The following is a 15,757-nucleotide window of genomic DNA, read 5'->3' as shown; positions in this document are numbered from 1 at the left end:
CTGGAGGAGACAATGACGTCTCGCAGGGAAGTTCTGAAACTGGGCGTGGTGGGGGCAGCGTCTTTGACCGGAGTGGCGGCGAGCGGCGACGAGCCGACTCAGAGCACGTCACTCATTACGCGGAGCCAGCTGGCCCCGGCAAACATGCCAGTGCCGTACACGGCGCTGTTCCGCCGTCCGCCGGAGCTGGTGCCGTACCAGACGGGTTTCGACGGCGGTGACCCCGCCCGGCCGTTCGCCCGCTACGCCCTCACCCAGAAGCTGGGCCAGGCGCGGTTCGTCCCGGGCCTCTACACCACGGTGGCCGGGTACAACGGAATCTTTCCCGGACCCACCATCCGGGTGCCGCAGGGGACCCGGACCGAAGTGCGGGTCCGCAACGCCCTTCCGTCCACGGCGCTGCTCCACCCCGGCACCTTCAAGACGGTCACCCACCTGCACGGCTCCGCATCGCTGCCGCAGTATGACGGCTACGCCAACGATTCCACGGCACCGGGAAAGTTCAAGAACTACCACTATCCCAACTGGCAGAACGCCCGCACCCTCTGGTACCACGACCACCACCACCTGGTCACGGCGCAGGGCGTCTACTCCGGGCTCGCGGCCATGTATCCGTTGTCGGACAGGTTCGAAAGGGCCCAGCTGCCCCAGGGCGAGTTCGACGTGCCGCTGATCATCTCGGACGCGCTGTTCAACGCGAACGGCTCACTCGGCTACAACGACAACGATCACGACGGGCTGTGGGGGGACATCATCATGGTGAACGGCGTCCCGTGGCCGCTCATGAAGGTCAAGCCCCGCATCTACCGGTTCCGGGTGCTCGTCGCGTCGATCACCCGTTCCTACCGCCCCGCCCTGTCCAACGGGGAGCCCGTCCACATCGTGGCCACCGACGGCGGCATGGTGCCTAAGGTCCAGGCCGTCTCGTCGTGGCGACAGGGAACGGCGGAGCGCTACGAGATCCTCATCGATTTCCGCAGGTACCGGGCCGGGCAGACGGTGGACCTGCGGAACCTCAGCAACAAGAACAACCTGGACTTCCCCAACACCAACAAGATCATGCGGTTTCAGGTGGTGGCCGACTCCGGCTCCGCGGCCGGAAGCATCAGTTCCGTGCCGGTGACCCTGGACGACGGCGGCACGCCGGGAAGCGCGCGCGGCAGCATCGCCACCATGAGCCTCACGCCCGAGATGGCGGTTGCCAAGCGCGTGCTCCGGGTGAAGCGCCAGGGAGGGGAATGGACCATCAACGAGGAGACCTGGGAGGACGTGGAAAGGTCGGGATTCACCAGGTGCTTCGCCGTCCCGAGGCGGAACTCCGTGGAACAGTGGACCATCATCAACGAGTCTGGCGGCTGGTTCCATCCCGTGCACATCCACCTCGTCGACGCCAAGATCATTGCCCGCAACACCAACGGCGGCAAACCGTTCGCATGGGAGACCGGGCCAAAGGACGTGTTCTACGCCGGTGAGAACGAATCCATCACGCTGCTCATGCAGTTCGATACAGGACCGGATTCCCCCGGCGGCCGGTACATGATGCACTGCCACAACCTGGTGCATGAGGACCACGACATGATGGTGCAGTTTTCCGTGGGCGACCTGCGGAACAACGACCCCATCCTCTCCGACCCGCCCAAGACGGACCTCACGCCGCTGGGCTCGTTCCCGCCCGTGTACCGTCCGGCGTTCCCGGCCGGCACCTGAGGAGGTGTCACGTAGCTGACGACGGGCAGCCCGGGAAGAAAGCTCAGGATTACGCCGGGTTTTCCGCAGGAGCCGAAGCTTCGCCGAAGCTTCCATGCAGCTGCGGCCTGCCACAGGCGCACGGAAAATACACTGGATACAGCCTTCCACTGGCTTTCCCCGCTGGCCCTCAGCTTTCGAAGGAACCCCAAAATTCGCGCTTCTGTTCTCCGTCCTGCCCTTGCCTCGCTGCTGCTGACGAGCCTTGTGGCAGCATTCGCCGGAGCCTCGCCAGTCACTGCCGCCGGGGGCACCGCCGCCACGGAAACCCCGGCGGCGGCGCCAGCTCCGGCCCGCTACATCGTGCGCTACTCTGCCGGGACCGACGTATCCTCGGCCGTGCGGAACCTGCGCTCGAGGAACATCGCGGTCGGGCGCACCTTCGCCAAGGCCCTCCGGGGCGCCGTGGTGACGGCAACGCCGGGACAGGCTGCGGAACTGAAGCGCTCGGCGGGCGTCGCCGCCGTCGAACCCGATGCCCCGGTGACGGCCGCCGATACCCAGCAGTCCGCACCGTGGGGCCTGGACCGCATTGACCAGCGCGCCCTGCCGCTCTCCGGGACCTACACCCCGGCGTCGTCAGGCGCCGGGGTGAGCGCCTATGTCATTGACTCCGGCGTGCTGTCTGCGCACGCGGAGTTTGCTGGCCGCGTCGCGCAGGGATGGACCGCGATTTCCGACGGGCTGGGCACCGGGGACTGCAACGGCCACGGCACGCACGTTGCCGGCACCATTGCGGGGAAGACCTACGGCGTGGCCAAGGCGGCCACCGTGATTCCCGTGAGGGTCCTGGACTGCAGCGGGTCGGGCTTCAACTCGGATGTCATCGCGGGCCTGGAGTGGGTCGCGTCCAACCACCAGGCCGGAACCCCGGCCGTGGCCAACCTGAGCCTCGGCAGCACCGCCAGCGCCATGGTGGACGCCGCGGTGCAGGGCATCATCAACGACGGCGTCACCGCCGTGGTTGCCGCCGGGAACTCCACCGCCGATGCCTGCAACAGCTCCCCGGCCCGCGTTGCCGGCGCGCTGACCGTCGCAGCGAGCGACTCCGCGGACAAGCAGGCAGCGTTCTCCAACTACGGCAGCTGCGTTGACCTGTACGCGCCGGGCGTGGGCATCAAGTCCGCGTCCCCCGGCTCCACCACGGCCACGGCCCTGATGAGCGGCACCTCGATGGCCTCACCGCACGTGGCAGGCGCCGCAGCCATAATGCTGTCCCGGTCACCTGGCCTGCCGCCGGCAGACGTGGCGGCGAAGCTGCTTTCCGCGGCCACCCCCGGGGCCGTCTCCGCCGCCACCGCGGGGACACCAAACCGCCTGCTGTTCACCGACCCCGCGGCGGGAGCCCTCACCGCGCCCGCCGCCACGGCGCTCAGCCCGGCAGCCAACTCCTCAGGCGCAGCTGTTGGAGCCAACGTCACCGTCGCGTTCAGCACAGCGGTCCAGGGCGTGGCCGGTTCCACCTTCGTCCTCCGGAACGCCTCAGGCACAGCGGTGCCGGCTGCAGTCAGCTACGATGCCGCCACGCGCACCGCAACGCTGAACCCTGAGGGCCTGCTTGCTGCGTCGCAGAAGTACACTGCGACGCTGACCGGCGGGGCCTCGGCCATCCGCGACGCCGCAGGCACTCCCTTCGTGACGGGCAGCTGGTCCTTCACCACCGCCGCGGCCCCCACGGTCACGGCCCGCACGCCCGGGGCGAACGGCACCTCCGTGGCTGCCGGGGGTAATGTCACGGCCACCTTCGGCACCGCGGTGCAGGGCATCAGCGGCAGCACCTTCGTGCTGCGGGGCCCGGGCGGCATAGTGGTCCCGGCGGCCGTCACCTACAGCGCGACCACCCGGACCGCCACACTGGACCCCTCGGCCAGCCTCGCCAACGACGCAAAGTACACCGTGACGCTCACCGGCGGAGCCGCCGCCATCCGCGACGCTGCAGGCACCCCGCTGGTCACCACCAGCTGGACGTTCACCACCGGCCCGGCCCCGAGCATCGCGGCCATGACGCCGCGCCCGGGCGCCACGCTGGTGCGGCGCGCCAACAACATCGCGGTGACCTTCAGCGAGGCCATCCAGGGGGCAAGCACCGGCACCGTCACGCTGAAGAACACCGCCACCGGCCTCATGATGTCGGCAACCGTATCCCGCAACGGCACCACGAATCAGTGGATCCTGAACCCGTCGGCAACCCTGGCCGCATGGACCAAGTACGCGGTAACGGTGAACGGAGGCGCCGCCGCGGTCCGCGACCTGGCGGGTAACCCGCTGAAGTCCACCAGCTGGACGTTCAGCACAGGTTCTCTCTGAGCGAGAGTAAAACAGCGCCGACGGCGGCACCCGCGTGCCGCCGTCGGCCTCCTGTTGAGCTAGTGAATCGGATACTCAGGAAAGCAGCGAACTGCTAGTAGCGTCCGTTGGGGACGTAGATGGTTGCGACCGGGCTCTTGTCAAAGTCTGACCACTTTGCCCACTTGCCGTACCTGTCCTTCTTCTCCACCCGGATCTTGACGTAGTGGAAGACCTTCTCGTACTTGTCGTGGCGGTCCTTGTCGTAGACCTTGACGATGTTGACAACGGATTCATGCTTGTGGACCCACACGTTTCCGTGGTCCTTGCCGATCTGGTCAACCTTCCACTTGCCGTCCTTCTGGAACATCTTCTGTTCGAAGTGGACCTTGGCGTCCTTATCGCAGCGGATCTTGAACTCGAATTCCACCTTGACAAACTTGCGTTCGCCCTTCTTGTAGCCGCCCTTGTCCTTGTCATGGACCTTCGGCTTCAGCGCCTTGACGGTACAGTCAGCACTCTTGGAGTCTGCCACGGCCGGAGTGGCCATGGCGATGGGGCCTGCAAGCAGGCCCAGCGAAACAGTGGAAACCAACGCGATCCTGGCCGAGCGGCGGGACGGTGTTGGCGGAGTCATTGTCATTGTTTCTCCCGCGAGGTGTGTTCGGGCATCGCTGGCCGATCACGTGACGCGTGGAGACCTATCAACCACTTCTGTCCGTTTTATGATCGCCCACCCAGACTGGCCGGGTGGGCCTGGAGCCGGATTCATTTTCAAGGAAAGCCCTTGGATCCGGTGTTTCAAATTGTACGCCCGGAAGTGCGTGTCAACACTTAGTTTCAGAATTTGTCAACCTGTTGGAGTTGTTTGTGGGGGCGGCGGGAGGGCGCCCGACGGCGGGGCGTGCCGCCGTCGGGCGTCCTCCTTGGCGCCGGGCTACTTGCCCAGGAAGCTGAGCAGGGCCTCGTTGACCTCTGCGCCGTGGGTCCAGAGCAGGCCGTGCGGGGCGCCGTCGATCTCCACGTAGTCAGCTTCCGGGAGGGCCTTGCTGAACTCCCGGCCCGTGGCGTCAATCGGCAGGATGTTGTCCGCCGTGCCATGCACGATCAGTGCCGGGACGTCGATCTTCGGGATATCGGCGCGGAAGTCGGTGATCCAGGTGGGCTGGGCGGCCACCGAGGCGAACGCACCGGAGCTGGCTGCGAGGTTCCAGCTGGCCTTCACGGACTCCTCGCTGAGCCTGGGCGTGCCCAGGAAGGTGTCGCTGTTGTAGAAGTTCTTGAAGAACTCGGTGAAGAAGGCGTAGCGGTCCGCTTTGACTGCCTCGGCAAGGCCGTCGAAGACTGACTGCGGCACACCGGTGGGGTTGTCGTCGGTCTGCAGGAGGTAGGGCTCCAAGGATCCGAGGAAGGCGGCCTTGGCCACGCGGGCCGACCCGAACGTGGAGAGGTACCGGGCCACTTCGCCGGTTCCCATCGAGAAGCCAACCAGCACCGCATCGTTGAGGTCCAGGGTGGTCAGGATGGTGTTGAGGTCGCCCGCAAAGGTGTCATAGTCGTAGCCGGTGGTGGGCTTGCTGGACTTGCCGAATCCGCGGCGGTCGTACGTGACGACGCGGTAGCCGGCATCGAGCAGGGCCGCTGTCTGCTTTTCCCAGGAGGATCCGTCCAGGGGGTAGCCGTGGATGAGGACAACAGCCTGTCCGGTTCCGTGGTCTTCGTAGTAGAGCTCGATGTCGGTGCTGTTTTCCTGTCCAACGGTGATGTACGCCATGTCAGCATTCCCTTCGGTCTCGTGAGAACGGACGTCCTCATGCGGTGATACCAACCTATCGGGATCGCGGGCCGGTGCGCGCGGCCTGCCACGGGGCGTGGCCTGCAGGAATGGCACAGGACGCGGGGATGTTGTGGTGGGCATGAAAAGAATTGGTTTCCTCTCGTTCGGCCACTGGGGCCCGGTGCAGGGTTCCCGCACCAGGACGGCACGTGATGCCCTGCTGCAGGGGATAGAGCTGGCCGTGGCCGCGGAGGAGCTGGGCATCGACGGCGCGTTTTTCCGCGTTCACCACTTCGCGCGCCAGCAGGCATCGCCGTTTCCGCTGCTCGCGGCCGCGGCGGCCCGCACCCGCCGCATTGAGCTCGGCACCGGCGTCATCGACATGCGCTACGAGAATCCGCTGTACATGGCCGAGGAGGCGGCGGCCACGGACCTCATCAGCGGGGGCCGGCTGCAGCTCGGCATCAGCCGCGGCTCACCCGAGCCGGCCCGGAACGGCGCGGCCGCCTTCGGCCATGCGCCGCGGGAGGGCGAGACCGACGCCGACATGGCGCGCCGGCACGCCGAGGAGTTCCGGCGGGCCATCTCCGGCGCCGGCGTGGTGGAGGCCGATCCCCGGTACGCCGGAGGGGCCACCGGGCTGCTCCCTGTCCAGCCCCGATCCGAGGGGCTTCCCGAGCGGATCTGGTGGGGCGCCGGAACCCGGAAGACAGCGGTCTGGGCGGCGGAGCGCGGGATGAACCTCATGAGCTCCACCCTGCTGACCGAGGATACGGGGGTACCGTTTCACGAGCTCCAGGCCGAGCAGATAGCGATGTTCCGTGAGGCGTGGGCGGCGGCCGGGCACGGCCGTGAGCCGCGGGTTTCGGTCAGCCGCAGCGTCCTGCCGCTGGCCGATGACGAGGACCGGCAGTACTTCGGGCTGAGCGCCCTCCGCGAGGGACGGGACCAGGTGGGCGCCCTGGATGGCACCCTGGCCCGCTTCGGCAAGAGCTACATCGGCGAGCCGGACGTCATCGCCGCCGAGCTGGCCGGCGACGCCGCGGTTCAGGCGGCAGACACGCTACTGCTGACCGTCCCAAACCAGCTTGGCGTGGACTACAACGCCAAGCTGCTGGAAAACATCGCCCGGCATGTGGCACCATCCCTGGGGTGGGCACCGCAGGATGTGCGGGGGCCAGCATAACCTGTTGGCACAGGGTGCCCACGCTGGCCGGTGTCGCGCTCATCCTGGTCTGGACGGTCCGGCTTCTGGCAAGCTCGCTGCGGCGGTACTTGGTGTGCTTAGACTGGGACGCGACCGGCATTTCCCAGTGAGAGGCAGTGGCATGACTGACAGCAAGCGCAATGCGGAAGAGCCCAGCGAGCTTCTGGGCCCTGGCGACCCGGACGCCGTCGAACAGGAACAGCCCCATCCCCAGGCCGGTACGGCGCACAACATTCGTGAGGAACAGATGACACAGGCCGGCGGAACAGTGCCCGCCAGCTACGTTGGCAGTGGAGCGCCGGAGGGCCAGCACAAACCGGAAGAGGCTGCGGACGAATCCGGGCTGTGGGATGCCGAGGACAGGTAGCTAGTACCAGGTCATGATCCTGTCGGCGCGGGAGCGCGTGGCTTCGATTAGGCGGGCATTGGCCGCGTCCGGCCCGTTGGCCCACGCCTCGGCCGCAGCGCGGTCCATGCCGTAGAACATGTGCCGCTCAACCAGGCGGGCAAGGCGCAGGCTGTGCGGTGTGTCGATGAACCACACCTCGTCCAGTTGTGCCCTCACCTGCTGCCAGCGCGGAGCGTCGCTGAGCAGGTAGTTGCCCTCGGTGATGATGACCGGGACGGCGGCTGGGATGGCGAGCGATGCGGCCACGGGCTCATCGATCGTCCGCCGGAACTCCGGCGCGTATACGACCTCCTCGTCCCGGCGCACAAGGCGCCTCAGGAGCGAAAGATAACCGCCGACGTCGAACGTGTCCGGGGCTCCCTTGCGCTGTCGCAGTGGAGTGCCGTCGATGATGGCGTTGCCCAGGTGGAAGCCATCCATGGGCACGACGAGGGCGGACTCAGGGCCCAGGGCGTCCGCGAGGCAGGCCGAGAACGTGGATTTGCCGGACCCCGGGGAACCAGCCACGCCGAGCAGAACCCGTCGGCCGGAGGTTAGCCGGCTGCGCAGTTCGGTGACGGCCTGCTGGATCTCCGCGGACTCGAAAGCCCGCACGGGCTCAACGTTCGGAAGGGTCATGCACAGCATCCTAGGCGAGTCCTGGCGGATCGCCGGAGTGTGCCGATGGTGCCGCGGAGTTGCGTCAGTCCAGCGGAATGGTGATGGTGATGGCCGTGCCGGTGCCGGGAGCCGAACTGATGTCCACGGTCCCGCCCGCTTCCTTTACCGCCTGTGAAATGGTCCTGAGCCCCGCGCCGTGGCCGATGCCTTCTCCCGCCGCCGGCGGAACCGACTCGAAGCCCGTGCCGTTGTCGGCGACCATCAGGCGGATGCCGTGAAAAACGGCTGCGAGGCGGACAGTGACATCCGTGGCATGCGCATATTTGAACGTGTTGCTCAGCGCCACCTGCGCGGAGTGGTACAGCAGCGAGGCGCAGCCGGACGAGATCTCCACGCCGTGATGGGGTGTCTCCCACCGGACGCAGGTACCCTGGCGGCGCAGGGGGACAGTGAGCCTGTCGATGCAGCCGGCGAGCCCCAGCCGGTGAAAGTCCACGGGCTGCCGGTCGGTCATGACACCGCCGACTTCGATGACTTCCTCGAGAGTTGCTGACTGGTTCATGGCGCCCCCCGCTTCCTAGCGGCCTTAGTTGCATGCTTTCCCTGGAAGGATCGCTCCTCCAGGGGCTGATGCTTAAGGGTGGCGCGGGCTGATCAGGCTTGCCGCAGGTTTACCTCGGGATCAAATCAAGTTTTCGCAAGGTCTTGGGTGCGCCTACGTAGCCAGCATCCAGGGCTGAAGCTCCTTTTGCGGATACGTGGCGGCGTCGGCGGCGTCAAGAACCTCCAGCGCCGTCATATGCGCGGCGGCCGCCACTTCACGGATCGGCTTGCCGTGGGTTACGGCCGCGGCTACTGCGCTCTGCAGGGTTGCCTCTGCCGGGTCATGCTCTGCTTTTGCGGATTCCAGCGTCGCCACGGCTTCTTCCACCGCGCGGATGTCGTCGTCCATCGGTGCCCTCCCATTCTGCTCCATTGCAGTGACGCCAGCGCCCGGGGACCAGCATTCCCGATGACGAGGTGTCATGACCCTAAAACAATAAGACAGACAGGTCTGTCTCTGCCAGTCCCAAGGTACACTGATTCCCTAATGAGTGCTCCTGATGCAACCGGGGACACCTTGTTGCCCGACGAGGTGCGGACCGGCCATAGCGAACCAGTGGATCGGATCCTGGCCGCTGCCTACGAGCTTTTCTCCCACCGCGGCGTCCGGGACGTCGGTATCAATGAGCTGATCGAGCGGTCCGGCGTGGCCAAGTCGACGTTTTACCGCCACTTTCCGTCAAAGGATGCGCTGGTGCTGGCTTTCCTGGCCCTCCGTGACCAGGTATGGACGGTGGACCTGATTGCCTCCGAGGCGAGGCGCAGGGGAACCACACCCGAGGGCCGGCTGCTGGCCATTTTCGACGTGTTCGGCGATTGGTTCCAGCGGGACGATTTCGAAGCGTGCACGTTCATCAATGTCCTCCTCGAAATGGGCCCGGGGCATCCCCTGGGGGAGGCCAGCATCGGCTACCTCGCCAGAATCCGGGGCCACATCCAGGCACTTGCCGAGGAAGCGGGGCTGGAACGCCCTGACGAATTCGCGCGCTCCTGGCACATCCTGATGAAGGGCTCCATCATTTCCGCGACGGAAGGCGACTTCCTCGCCAACAAGCGGGCGCAGCAGATGGCCGGCTGGCTCATCGCGCACCACCGGAACTAAGACCCGGGGCCTGACCTCGCCGCAGCTGGCAGCGTAGGTCCACTCCCGCCGTCGACCCTCTTCAGTCGAGCCGAAGCAGGTCCCGCAGGGGAGCGGGCAGCCACGTCGGCTTCGGTCCGTCAACTGTGTCTTTGGTGCCTTCCATCGGCCCCTCAGCAGCGCCAGCCGGGAAGTAGTCGGCCGCCGGGAGGGAGCTGCCGTCCGTGACCGGCGGCAGGCAGGCATTTTCGCTCAGGTGGCACAGCAGCGCTTGCTCGGGGGATCCCGGGTGTGAGGCCAGATGCTGCAGCAGCCGGTGCCGGGCTTCGGACTTGACATCAGTGGTGGCCAGGATATCAAGGATGAGTTCGATGACCTGGGCGCGCATCACAGTCCTGTCGATCGACCTCAGTGAGTCGCTGCAGAAGAGCTCCAGCGCCTCCTCGGCGCTTCTCCCCGGATCGGCCGCAGTCCTCAGCCTTTCGTGCTCAGCAGGGGTGGGGGCACTAGCGTCCATCGGAACCTCCTTGAATGTTCGCGTCTTCTTTCAGGAAAACGGCTTTGGCTGAAGTGGGCAGCTCAATGACCACCACGCCCGGACCCTGCACAGCCGGCGGCTCCGTAACCGCCTGGCTCCAGACGTTGAGGGCGGCGAATGTAACCACGGGAATACACAGGAGTAACAGCTTCATCACTGGGGCTCCTCCACTGGCGGCGTGATCCTTTGCATGGCGCCAATATGCGCCAAGCCTCCTGTGAAAACCTCGGTGCCGGCACCCCTCTGCAGCCGCACTTTGGGCTGATTTGGGGGGTCCGCCTGACGGAACGGTTCCGTCTGTCCATATCGCTTATTCGTCCGCCAGGAACTTCCCGGGTTTTCATAGGGAAACTCTCAGGATTCCTGGCGCTGAGCCGCTGAAGGCGGGGAGGTTCGCCAGTGGGCAGGCTCCCGGACGACCGCCTGACAAGCGCCCGGCAACAGCGTAGCTTGGTTGGTTGGGACCCATTCCGGTCCTCCGCATCCTGCAATGGGGCCGGAAGCTGACAGGAGGTAACAGCGATGACCAACATATTCAGGCGTGCCGGCGTCGATATCCCGGAACCCTTCCGCCGATTCCTGGAGGGGGATCTGGACGCCTGGCTGCGTGTCGAGGAATACCGCGAGGCAGGCTCATTGGTGGTGAAGGCCGAAGCGCCGGGCATCGATCCTGACAATGACGTCGACATCACGCTGACCGGCAGCCAACTGCAGATCACCGTCCGCCGTGAAGAGAAATCGGAGCACAAGGACAAGGAAGGGTACCGCTCGGAATTCCGCTTCGGCACGTTTTCGCGGACCGTAAGCCTTCCCGCCCCGGTGAACCAGGAGGACATCCGCGCCTCATATACCGACGGCGTTCTGGAAGTCCGCGTTCCGTTGACTGAGGAGTCCGCTGCGGGCGCCCAGAAGATCCGGGTCTCCCGCGGTGCGGGGACGGCCGGAGCGGGAACCGAGGGGTCGTCGCGGCCTGCGGGACTCCACAGATGGGCGGGCAGGACCCCGACGGCCCGAGCTTCGGTGGCCCCTAGCAGTGCGCGCAGCCCGGCAGTTCAGCCCTCGTAGTGGGTCTTCGCCGGGCCCTGGCCAAGCGAGTCAACGATCGACGTCGCCACGCTGTGCAGCTTGATGTTGCGCGTACTCGACGCCGCCTTGAGCAGCTCGAAGGCTTCCTCCTGGCTGCATCTGTTCTGCGCCATGATCACGCCGACGGCGACGTCGATCACCGTGCGCGTTTCCAGGGTGGCCTTGAGGTTGGCCGCCGCGTCGCTGTAGTGGGCGAACCGCACCGCCAGCCGCAGGGCCATCGACGTCTGGCTGACGAAGTCCTGGGCGAGTTCCAGCACGCGCCCCTCGAAACGTCCAGGCCGGTGGGAGTACAGGTTCAGCGCGGCCCGGGTCTCGCCCTCAAGCACAAACGGAATGGCGAGAATTGACCGGACCCCTTGCCCCAGCACCTTTTCGGCGTAGCTGTCCCAACGGTCATGCTTCCGGAGGTCCGTGATATGGATGGTGACCTGATCGCGCGAGGCCGTCATGCAGGGACCGTCGCCAAAGTCGTACTGAATCTCGTCCATGGCCTGCGCCTCGGGGCTGCTGCTCGCCACGGTTGCTGCCTTGCGGTGCCGCAGCAGGGTTACGCCGCAGAGGACTTCGTCCCCGCGTTCGGAGAGGCTGCGTGCAGAGATTCGGGCGAGCTCGTGGAGGAACTCGCCCACGTCGGAGCTGGTGAGCACAAGCTCGTTGAGGTGCTCCGTGATTGAGGTTTCAGGTTTTGCGGTCGACTCGCTGGCCACGATCTTTCGGTACCGTTTCGCTCGGGTCAAGACGAACCGGCGGGCGCAGCGCAGGGACCCCATGGCCGGGGCGGATAGCGGCGAGCAAGGTGCCGGATCGAACAACAATCCAACGGCCTTCTGCTAAACCGTACCGAGAAAATATACACCAGTTCGGCACGCACCATGGCCGCCGTTACAGCCGTGGGCCCTAGGCTGGGGGAAGGTGCCGGGCGGCGGAAGCCACTGCGGCGAACCGAGCACAGCCGTCCTGGCCAGGGCGGCAAACCAACAGGAGGAGGCCGCGGTGAGAATTGCCGTAACGGGAGGCAGCGGAAAGCTGGGACGTAATGTGGTCCGCAGGCTTGTGGCGGACGGGCATTCGGTCCTCAACCTGGACCGGACAGGTGACCGGAGCCCACATTTCGCCGCCGTGGATCTGCGCAACTACGGGCAGGTGGTCGACGTCATCCTCGGTCTGGATGACCGGCACCAGGGCTTCGACGCGATCGTCCATCTGGGCGCCATCCCCGCTCCCGGCCTGGTGCCCGACGCCGCCACGTTCGAAAACAACATGCTGTCCACCTACAACGTGTTCCAGGCCGCACGCCGGGCCGGCATCAAGAAAATCGTGTACGCATCCAGTGAGACGGTGCTGGGACTGCCGTTCGACGTCGATCCTCCCTACATCCCGGTGGACGAGGAATATCCGGCCCGCCCCGAGAGCACCTACTCGCTGGTGAAGCATCTGGAGGAGCAGATGGCCATCCAGATGACGCGCTGGGACCCGGAGCTGAGCATCGTGGGACTCCGTTTCTCCAACGTCATGGATCCGGAGGACTACGAGGACTTTCCGTCCTTTGACTCGGACGCCGCCCTTCGCAAGTGGAACCTCTGGGGCTACATCGATGCGCGCGACGGTGCCCAGGCGGTGGCGCGCGCGCTGGAATACAGCACGCCGGGGTTCGAGGCCTTCATCGTCGCCAACGAGGACACCGTCATGAGCCGCTCCAGCGCCAGCCTGGCGGCGGACGTGTTCCCGCGGGTGAAGGTCACGAAGGAATTGGGCGAGCACGAGACTCTGCTCTCCATCGACAAGGCGAAGCGGCTCCTTGGCTACGCGCCCGAGCACAGTTGGCGGAACTACCACTCGAACCGCACGACGCCCACCGAGGACTGAGCGCCACAAACGACTGAGCGCCAGAAACGACTGAGCGCGAACGAACACTTGAGCCCCCCACGGGTGGGGCTTAAATGTCCGTTCGCGCTGTTTCCTGGGGCGGTGCCGGCTAGGCGGTGCCGGGCAGGGCGATAACGAGGCCGGCTCCGAGGCTGCTGGTGATGAGTGTTCTGCGTGTGATGTCCATGGTCCCGAACCTAGCGAGGCAGCTTGGACAGGCGAGGACGCGCGTGTGAATCGCCGGTGAACGGCAACGCCCCGTCCCGCGAAGAGCTGCTATTTGGACGGCTGTGCTACTCGGACGGCCGTGCTACTTGGACGGTTGGGGCACTTCGCAGCTCAGCTTGGGGTTGGCACCCATGTAGTTCAGCGGTCCTGCGGCGATGGTGATCGCCACGGTTCCGGCCTCCGTGCAGGAGTCCGGGGAGCCACCGAAGTAGCCCCGCTGAAACGCGGCGAAAACACCGACGATGAGCCAGATGACCACAAGTGTTCCGATGATCCTCACGGCAGCCTCCGTAGCCCCGTTGCCACTTCAATGTGTGACTAATTATCCACCCGGTCAGCTGGGTTCGGTCGTATCCACCGGTGTTTCTTCGACGTCCGGGGTGTCCTCCGCCGTGGCGATCTGCTCGTCGCTTGGCGCTCCGGTCCGGGTGCTGTCCGTGCCCTCCTCCGGTTCGAACGTGTTCGGCTCGCCGGCTCCCACCGCGACGCCGGCGCCGGAGTCGGGGACGCCGTCCCCCTGGGTCTGCGGCGCAGTTCCGCTGTTCTGTTCTTCCTGGCCGGTTCCTTCAGTGCTCATGTCGTCTCCTGAGACCTTGTGGGGCTGGAAGTCTTACCGTAACAGCGGGGGAAGACATCCGTAAGGGCGCTTAGGATTTCTGCCGCCCGGCGCGGAACAGGGATAACCTTCACTTCTAGACAATATTCCTCAGCACACAGGCGGTCTTTCGGGTGGCAGAAGAATCAGCGGGCAGGCAGGGCCGGTGGCGCGCCTTCCATGACAAGTTTGTGGTCGAGGAGCGGTACATGGAACCGGGCGCGAGGAAAGGGCTTTACGCCACGGCGATCATCCTTGCCCTCGTGGGGGCAACGGTCTTCTTCTTTACGCTCGCCGGTGTCTGGCAAAAGGACGGGCTGGCCAGCGCTGACGGTGAGGCGCAGAGGTGGCTGCTGACGACGCGATCCGAAGCTCTGACCGTGGTGATGATCATCCTTGCCATCATCTTCGGACCCGTGGGGCTGCCCATCATCGTCCTGATCGTCACGGTGGCGTGGGGCATTCTGGCCAAGCACGCCTGGCGGCCCATCCTGCTGGCAGCGGCCATGCTCACCGGCGTGGGGCTCGCCCAGCTCATCGGCAGGTCCGTCGAAAGGGAACGCCCACCAGTGGACCAGATGCTGTTCGGCGCAGACCAAACATTTTCCTTCCCGTCCGGCCACGTCCTGGGTGCATCTGACTTCCTGCTGGTGACCACGTTCCTGGTCTTTTCCCGGCACCGGAACCCGAAGGCCGCCGTCGTCAGCTTTATTGTGGCCATCATCGGCGTTTTCGCGGCCTCCGTCAGCAGGCTCTATCTGGGCTACCACTGGGTGAGCGACGCCGTGGCGTCGGTGTCGCTGTCGCTGGTGGTGCTCGGCGCGGTGATTGCCGTGGACACCTGGCGCACCGCCCGGGTGCCGGGCGAGGAAGTTACCGGCGAGCTCTCCAAAGCCGACGCCCCGGACTGACGGCATGGCCACCGAAGCCGATGTCCGCCGGATCTGCCTTGCACTGCCGGGCGTGACCGAACGCGCCAGCTGGAACCAGCCGGCCTGGTTCGCCAAAACCCTGATGGCCCGCATCTGGGAAACGGGCGTGCTCACGGTCAAGACCGCCGAGCGTGAGGCTCTCGCCGGAACGGATCCGGGGACGTACTTCTGGACGCCGCACCATGAGCGGTCGCCCCAGTTGGTCCTTGTTCGGCTTTCAAGGGTCGACGGCGACCAGCTCGCCGAACTGCTTGAGGACTCCTTCCTGCTCGCCGGGGGACGGCTGTAGTCCTCAGGTACCGACGTCCTCGCTTGATGGCTCTGCCGGCCGGTCGCCGTCGTCGTGCCGGGCGCGGGCGCTGTCCTGCGGGCTGCCGCCGGCCCCGGGGCTGGCGCCGCGGCCGCGGGCCCGCTGCAGCTGGCGGCGCAGCCGGGCGTTGTCCATTTCCAGTTCCAGCACCTTGGCCACACCGGCCAGGTTGAGCCCTTCGTCCAGGAGTTCAGCGATGCGGCGCAGGACCGCCAGATCAGATTCGCTGTACTGGCGGGTGCCGCCGTCGGTCCTTTCGGGGGTCAGCAGGCCGCGGCGCTCATAGAGCCGGATGTTTTGCTGGCCCGTCCCCACGAGCTCCGCCACGACAGAAATGGCGTACAGCCGGCGCCCGGCGCCGTCCCGGTTGGCCATGTGATTCCCCGTCCAGATTTTCTCGTTTTTCCTCTTGCACCAGTTTGTCAGCGGTGCTATAAAAAATCTATATCCACCACCATAGATAAATGGGTGATGGGTAGCCATACAACCT

Annotated in this window: 19 protein-coding genes and 1 pseudogene; 9 read left to right on the top strand and 11 right to left on the bottom strand. The window is 65.9% G+C overall.

Annotated features, from left to right (window positions below; all coding sequences use genetic code 11):
- Positions 1-12 precede the first annotated feature (12 nt).
- Together ABRP34_RS10425 and ABRP34_RS10420 are read left to right on the top strand one after the other, a co-directional pair.
- Positions 13-1,707 carry a multicopper oxidase domain-containing protein gene (locus ABRP34_RS10425; RefSeq protein ID WP_353713166.1) on the top strand — a complete coding sequence of 565 codons (1,695 nt, stop codon included), beginning with the start codon at positions 13-15 and terminating at the stop codon, positions 1,705-1,707.
- 246 nt (positions 1,708-1,953) lie between these two features.
- Positions 1,954-4,053 (top strand): Ig-like domain-containing protein, encoded by a 2,100-nt coding sequence (locus ABRP34_RS10420; protein WP_353713165.1) that lies wholly within the window; start codon positions 1,954-1,956, stop codon positions 4,051-4,053.
- A 94-nt stretch (positions 4,054-4,147) separates the two neighbouring features.
- Here ABRP34_RS10420 and ABRP34_RS10415 read toward each other — a convergent pair whose 3' ends face one another.
- Together ABRP34_RS10415 and ABRP34_RS10410 are read right to left on the bottom strand one after the other, a co-directional pair.
- Positions 4,148-4,669, bottom strand: coding sequence for a hypothetical protein (locus ABRP34_RS10415; protein WP_353713164.1), 522 nt, complete (start codon positions 4,667-4,669; stop codon positions 4,148-4,150).
- Between the two features lie 300 nt (positions 4,670-4,969).
- A complete protein-coding gene (locus ABRP34_RS10410) occupies positions 4,970-5,806 on the bottom strand; it encodes an alpha/beta hydrolase (protein ID WP_353713163.1) in 837 nt (278 codons plus the stop codon).
- Between the two features lie 142 nt (positions 5,807-5,948).
- On the opposite strand from ABRP34_RS10410, the gene ABRP34_RS10405 reads away from it, so the two are divergent.
- Both ABRP34_RS10405 and ABRP34_RS10400 read left to right on the top strand, forming a co-directional pair.
- On the top strand, positions 5,949-6,995 hold the full coding sequence (locus ABRP34_RS10405; RefSeq protein WP_353713162.1) for an LLM class flavin-dependent oxidoreductase: 1,047 nt from the start codon (positions 5,949-5,951) through the stop codon (positions 6,993-6,995).
- Positions 6,996-7,137: 142 nt separating this feature from the next.
- Positions 7,138-7,383 carry a hypothetical protein gene (locus ABRP34_RS10400; RefSeq protein ID WP_353713161.1) on the top strand — a complete coding sequence of 82 codons (246 nt, stop codon included), beginning with the start codon at positions 7,138-7,140 and terminating at the stop codon, positions 7,381-7,383.
- On the opposite strand, the gene ABRP34_RS10395 is transcribed toward ABRP34_RS10400, so the two are convergent.
- The 3 genes from ABRP34_RS10395 to ABRP34_RS10385 form a co-directional block, all read right to left on the bottom strand.
- Positions 7,384-8,043 carry a nucleoside/nucleotide kinase family protein gene (locus tag ABRP34_RS10395; protein ID WP_353713160.1) on the bottom strand — a complete coding sequence of 220 codons (660 nt, stop codon included), beginning with the start codon at positions 8,041-8,043 and terminating at the stop codon, positions 7,384-7,386.
- A gap of 64 nt (positions 8,044-8,107) precedes the next feature.
- Positions 8,108-8,587 carry an ATP-binding protein gene (locus ABRP34_RS10390; protein ID WP_003806376.1) on the bottom strand — a complete coding sequence of 160 codons (480 nt, stop codon included), beginning with the start codon at positions 8,585-8,587 and terminating at the stop codon, positions 8,108-8,110.
- Positions 8,588-8,740: 153 nt separating this feature from the next.
- Positions 8,741-8,977 carry a hypothetical protein gene (locus ABRP34_RS10385; RefSeq protein ID WP_003806375.1) on the bottom strand — a complete coding sequence of 79 codons (237 nt, stop codon included), beginning with the start codon at positions 8,975-8,977 and terminating at the stop codon, positions 8,741-8,743.
- A gap of 138 nt (positions 8,978-9,115) precedes the next feature.
- On the opposite strand from ABRP34_RS10385, the gene ABRP34_RS10380 reads away from it, so the two are divergent.
- Positions 9,116-9,730, top strand: a complete 615-nt coding sequence (locus ABRP34_RS10380; RefSeq protein WP_353713159.1) for a helix-turn-helix domain-containing protein — start codon at positions 9,116-9,118, stop codon at positions 9,728-9,730.
- 61 nt (positions 9,731-9,791) lie between these two features.
- On the opposite strand, the gene ABRP34_RS10375 is transcribed toward ABRP34_RS10380, so the two are convergent.
- The gene (locus ABRP34_RS10375) at positions 9,792-10,226 is read right to left on the bottom strand and encodes a hypothetical protein (RefSeq protein ID WP_353713158.1); all 435 of its coding nucleotides are present in this window, start codon (positions 10,224-10,226) and stop codon (positions 9,792-9,794) included.
- Positions 10,216-10,401: a hypothetical protein gene (locus tag ABRP34_RS10370; RefSeq protein WP_353713157.1), complete on the bottom strand. Its 186-nt coding sequence runs from the start codon at positions 10,399-10,401 to the stop codon at positions 10,216-10,218. The genes ABRP34_RS10375 and ABRP34_RS10370 overlap by 11 nt, the downstream gene beginning before the upstream one ends.
- 368 nt (positions 10,402-10,769) lie before the next feature.
- On the opposite strand from ABRP34_RS10370, the gene ABRP34_RS10365 reads away from it, so the two are divergent.
- Entirely contained in the window at positions 10,770-11,312 is a 543-nt protein-coding gene (locus ABRP34_RS10365) for an Hsp20/alpha crystallin family protein (protein ID WP_353713156.1), read from the top strand.
- Here ABRP34_RS10365 and ABRP34_RS10360 read toward each other — a convergent pair.
- On the bottom strand, positions 11,300-12,043 hold the full coding sequence (locus tag ABRP34_RS10360; RefSeq protein WP_353713155.1) for a GAF and ANTAR domain-containing protein: 744 nt from the start codon (positions 12,041-12,043) through the stop codon (positions 11,300-11,302). The two genes, ABRP34_RS10365 and ABRP34_RS10360, sit on opposite strands and share 13 nt — an antisense overlap.
- A 286-nt stretch (positions 12,044-12,329) precedes the next feature.
- On the opposite strand from ABRP34_RS10360, the gene ABRP34_RS10355 reads away from it, so the two are divergent.
- On the top strand, positions 12,330-13,202 hold the full coding sequence (locus tag ABRP34_RS10355; RefSeq protein ID WP_353713154.1) for an NAD(P)-dependent oxidoreductase: 873 nt from the start codon (positions 12,330-12,332) through the stop codon (positions 13,200-13,202).
- Between the two features lie 310 nt (positions 13,203-13,512).
- Here the strand turns inward: ABRP34_RS10355 and ABRP34_RS10350 are convergent, their stop codons facing one another.
- Together ABRP34_RS10350 and ABRP34_RS10345 are read right to left on the bottom strand one after the other, a co-directional pair.
- Positions 13,513-13,710, bottom strand: a complete 198-nt coding sequence (locus ABRP34_RS10350; protein ID WP_353713153.1) for a hypothetical protein — start codon at positions 13,708-13,710, stop codon at positions 13,513-13,515.
- A gap of 54 nt (positions 13,711-13,764) precedes the next feature.
- Entirely contained in the window at positions 13,765-14,007 is a 243-nt protein-coding gene (locus ABRP34_RS10345; RefSeq protein WP_353713152.1) for a hypothetical protein, read from the bottom strand.
- 152 nt (positions 14,008-14,159) lie between these two features.
- Between ABRP34_RS10345 and ABRP34_RS10340 the strand changes: the two genes are divergently transcribed.
- Together ABRP34_RS10340 and ABRP34_RS10335 are read left to right on the top strand one after the other, a co-directional pair.
- Positions 14,160-14,936, top strand: a complete 777-nt coding sequence (locus ABRP34_RS10340) for a phosphatase PAP2 family protein (protein ID WP_353713151.1) — start codon at positions 14,160-14,162, stop codon at positions 14,934-14,936.
- 4 nt (positions 14,937-14,940) lie between these two features.
- Positions 14,941-15,246, top strand: a complete 306-nt coding sequence (locus ABRP34_RS10335) for an MmcQ/YjbR family DNA-binding protein (RefSeq protein ID WP_353713150.1) — start codon at positions 14,941-14,943, stop codon at positions 15,244-15,246.
- Positions 15,247-15,354: 108 nt separating this feature from the next.
- On the opposite strand, the pseudogene ABRP34_RS10330 reads toward ABRP34_RS10335, so the two are convergent.
- A pseudogene (locus ABRP34_RS10330) lies at positions 15,355-15,642 on the bottom strand (MerR family transcriptional regulator); the annotation flags it as partial.
- Between the last annotated feature and the right edge of the window lie 115 nt (positions 15,643-15,757).

It is taken from the genome of Arthrobacter sp. K5 (assembly GCF_040448525.1).
Lineage (GTDB): Bacteria > Actinomycetota > Actinomycetes > Actinomycetales > Micrococcaceae > Arthrobacter > Arthrobacter globiformis.
The sequence above is the reverse complement of the archived record's forward strand: the minus strand, read 5'-3'. Positions and strand labels throughout refer to the sequence as shown.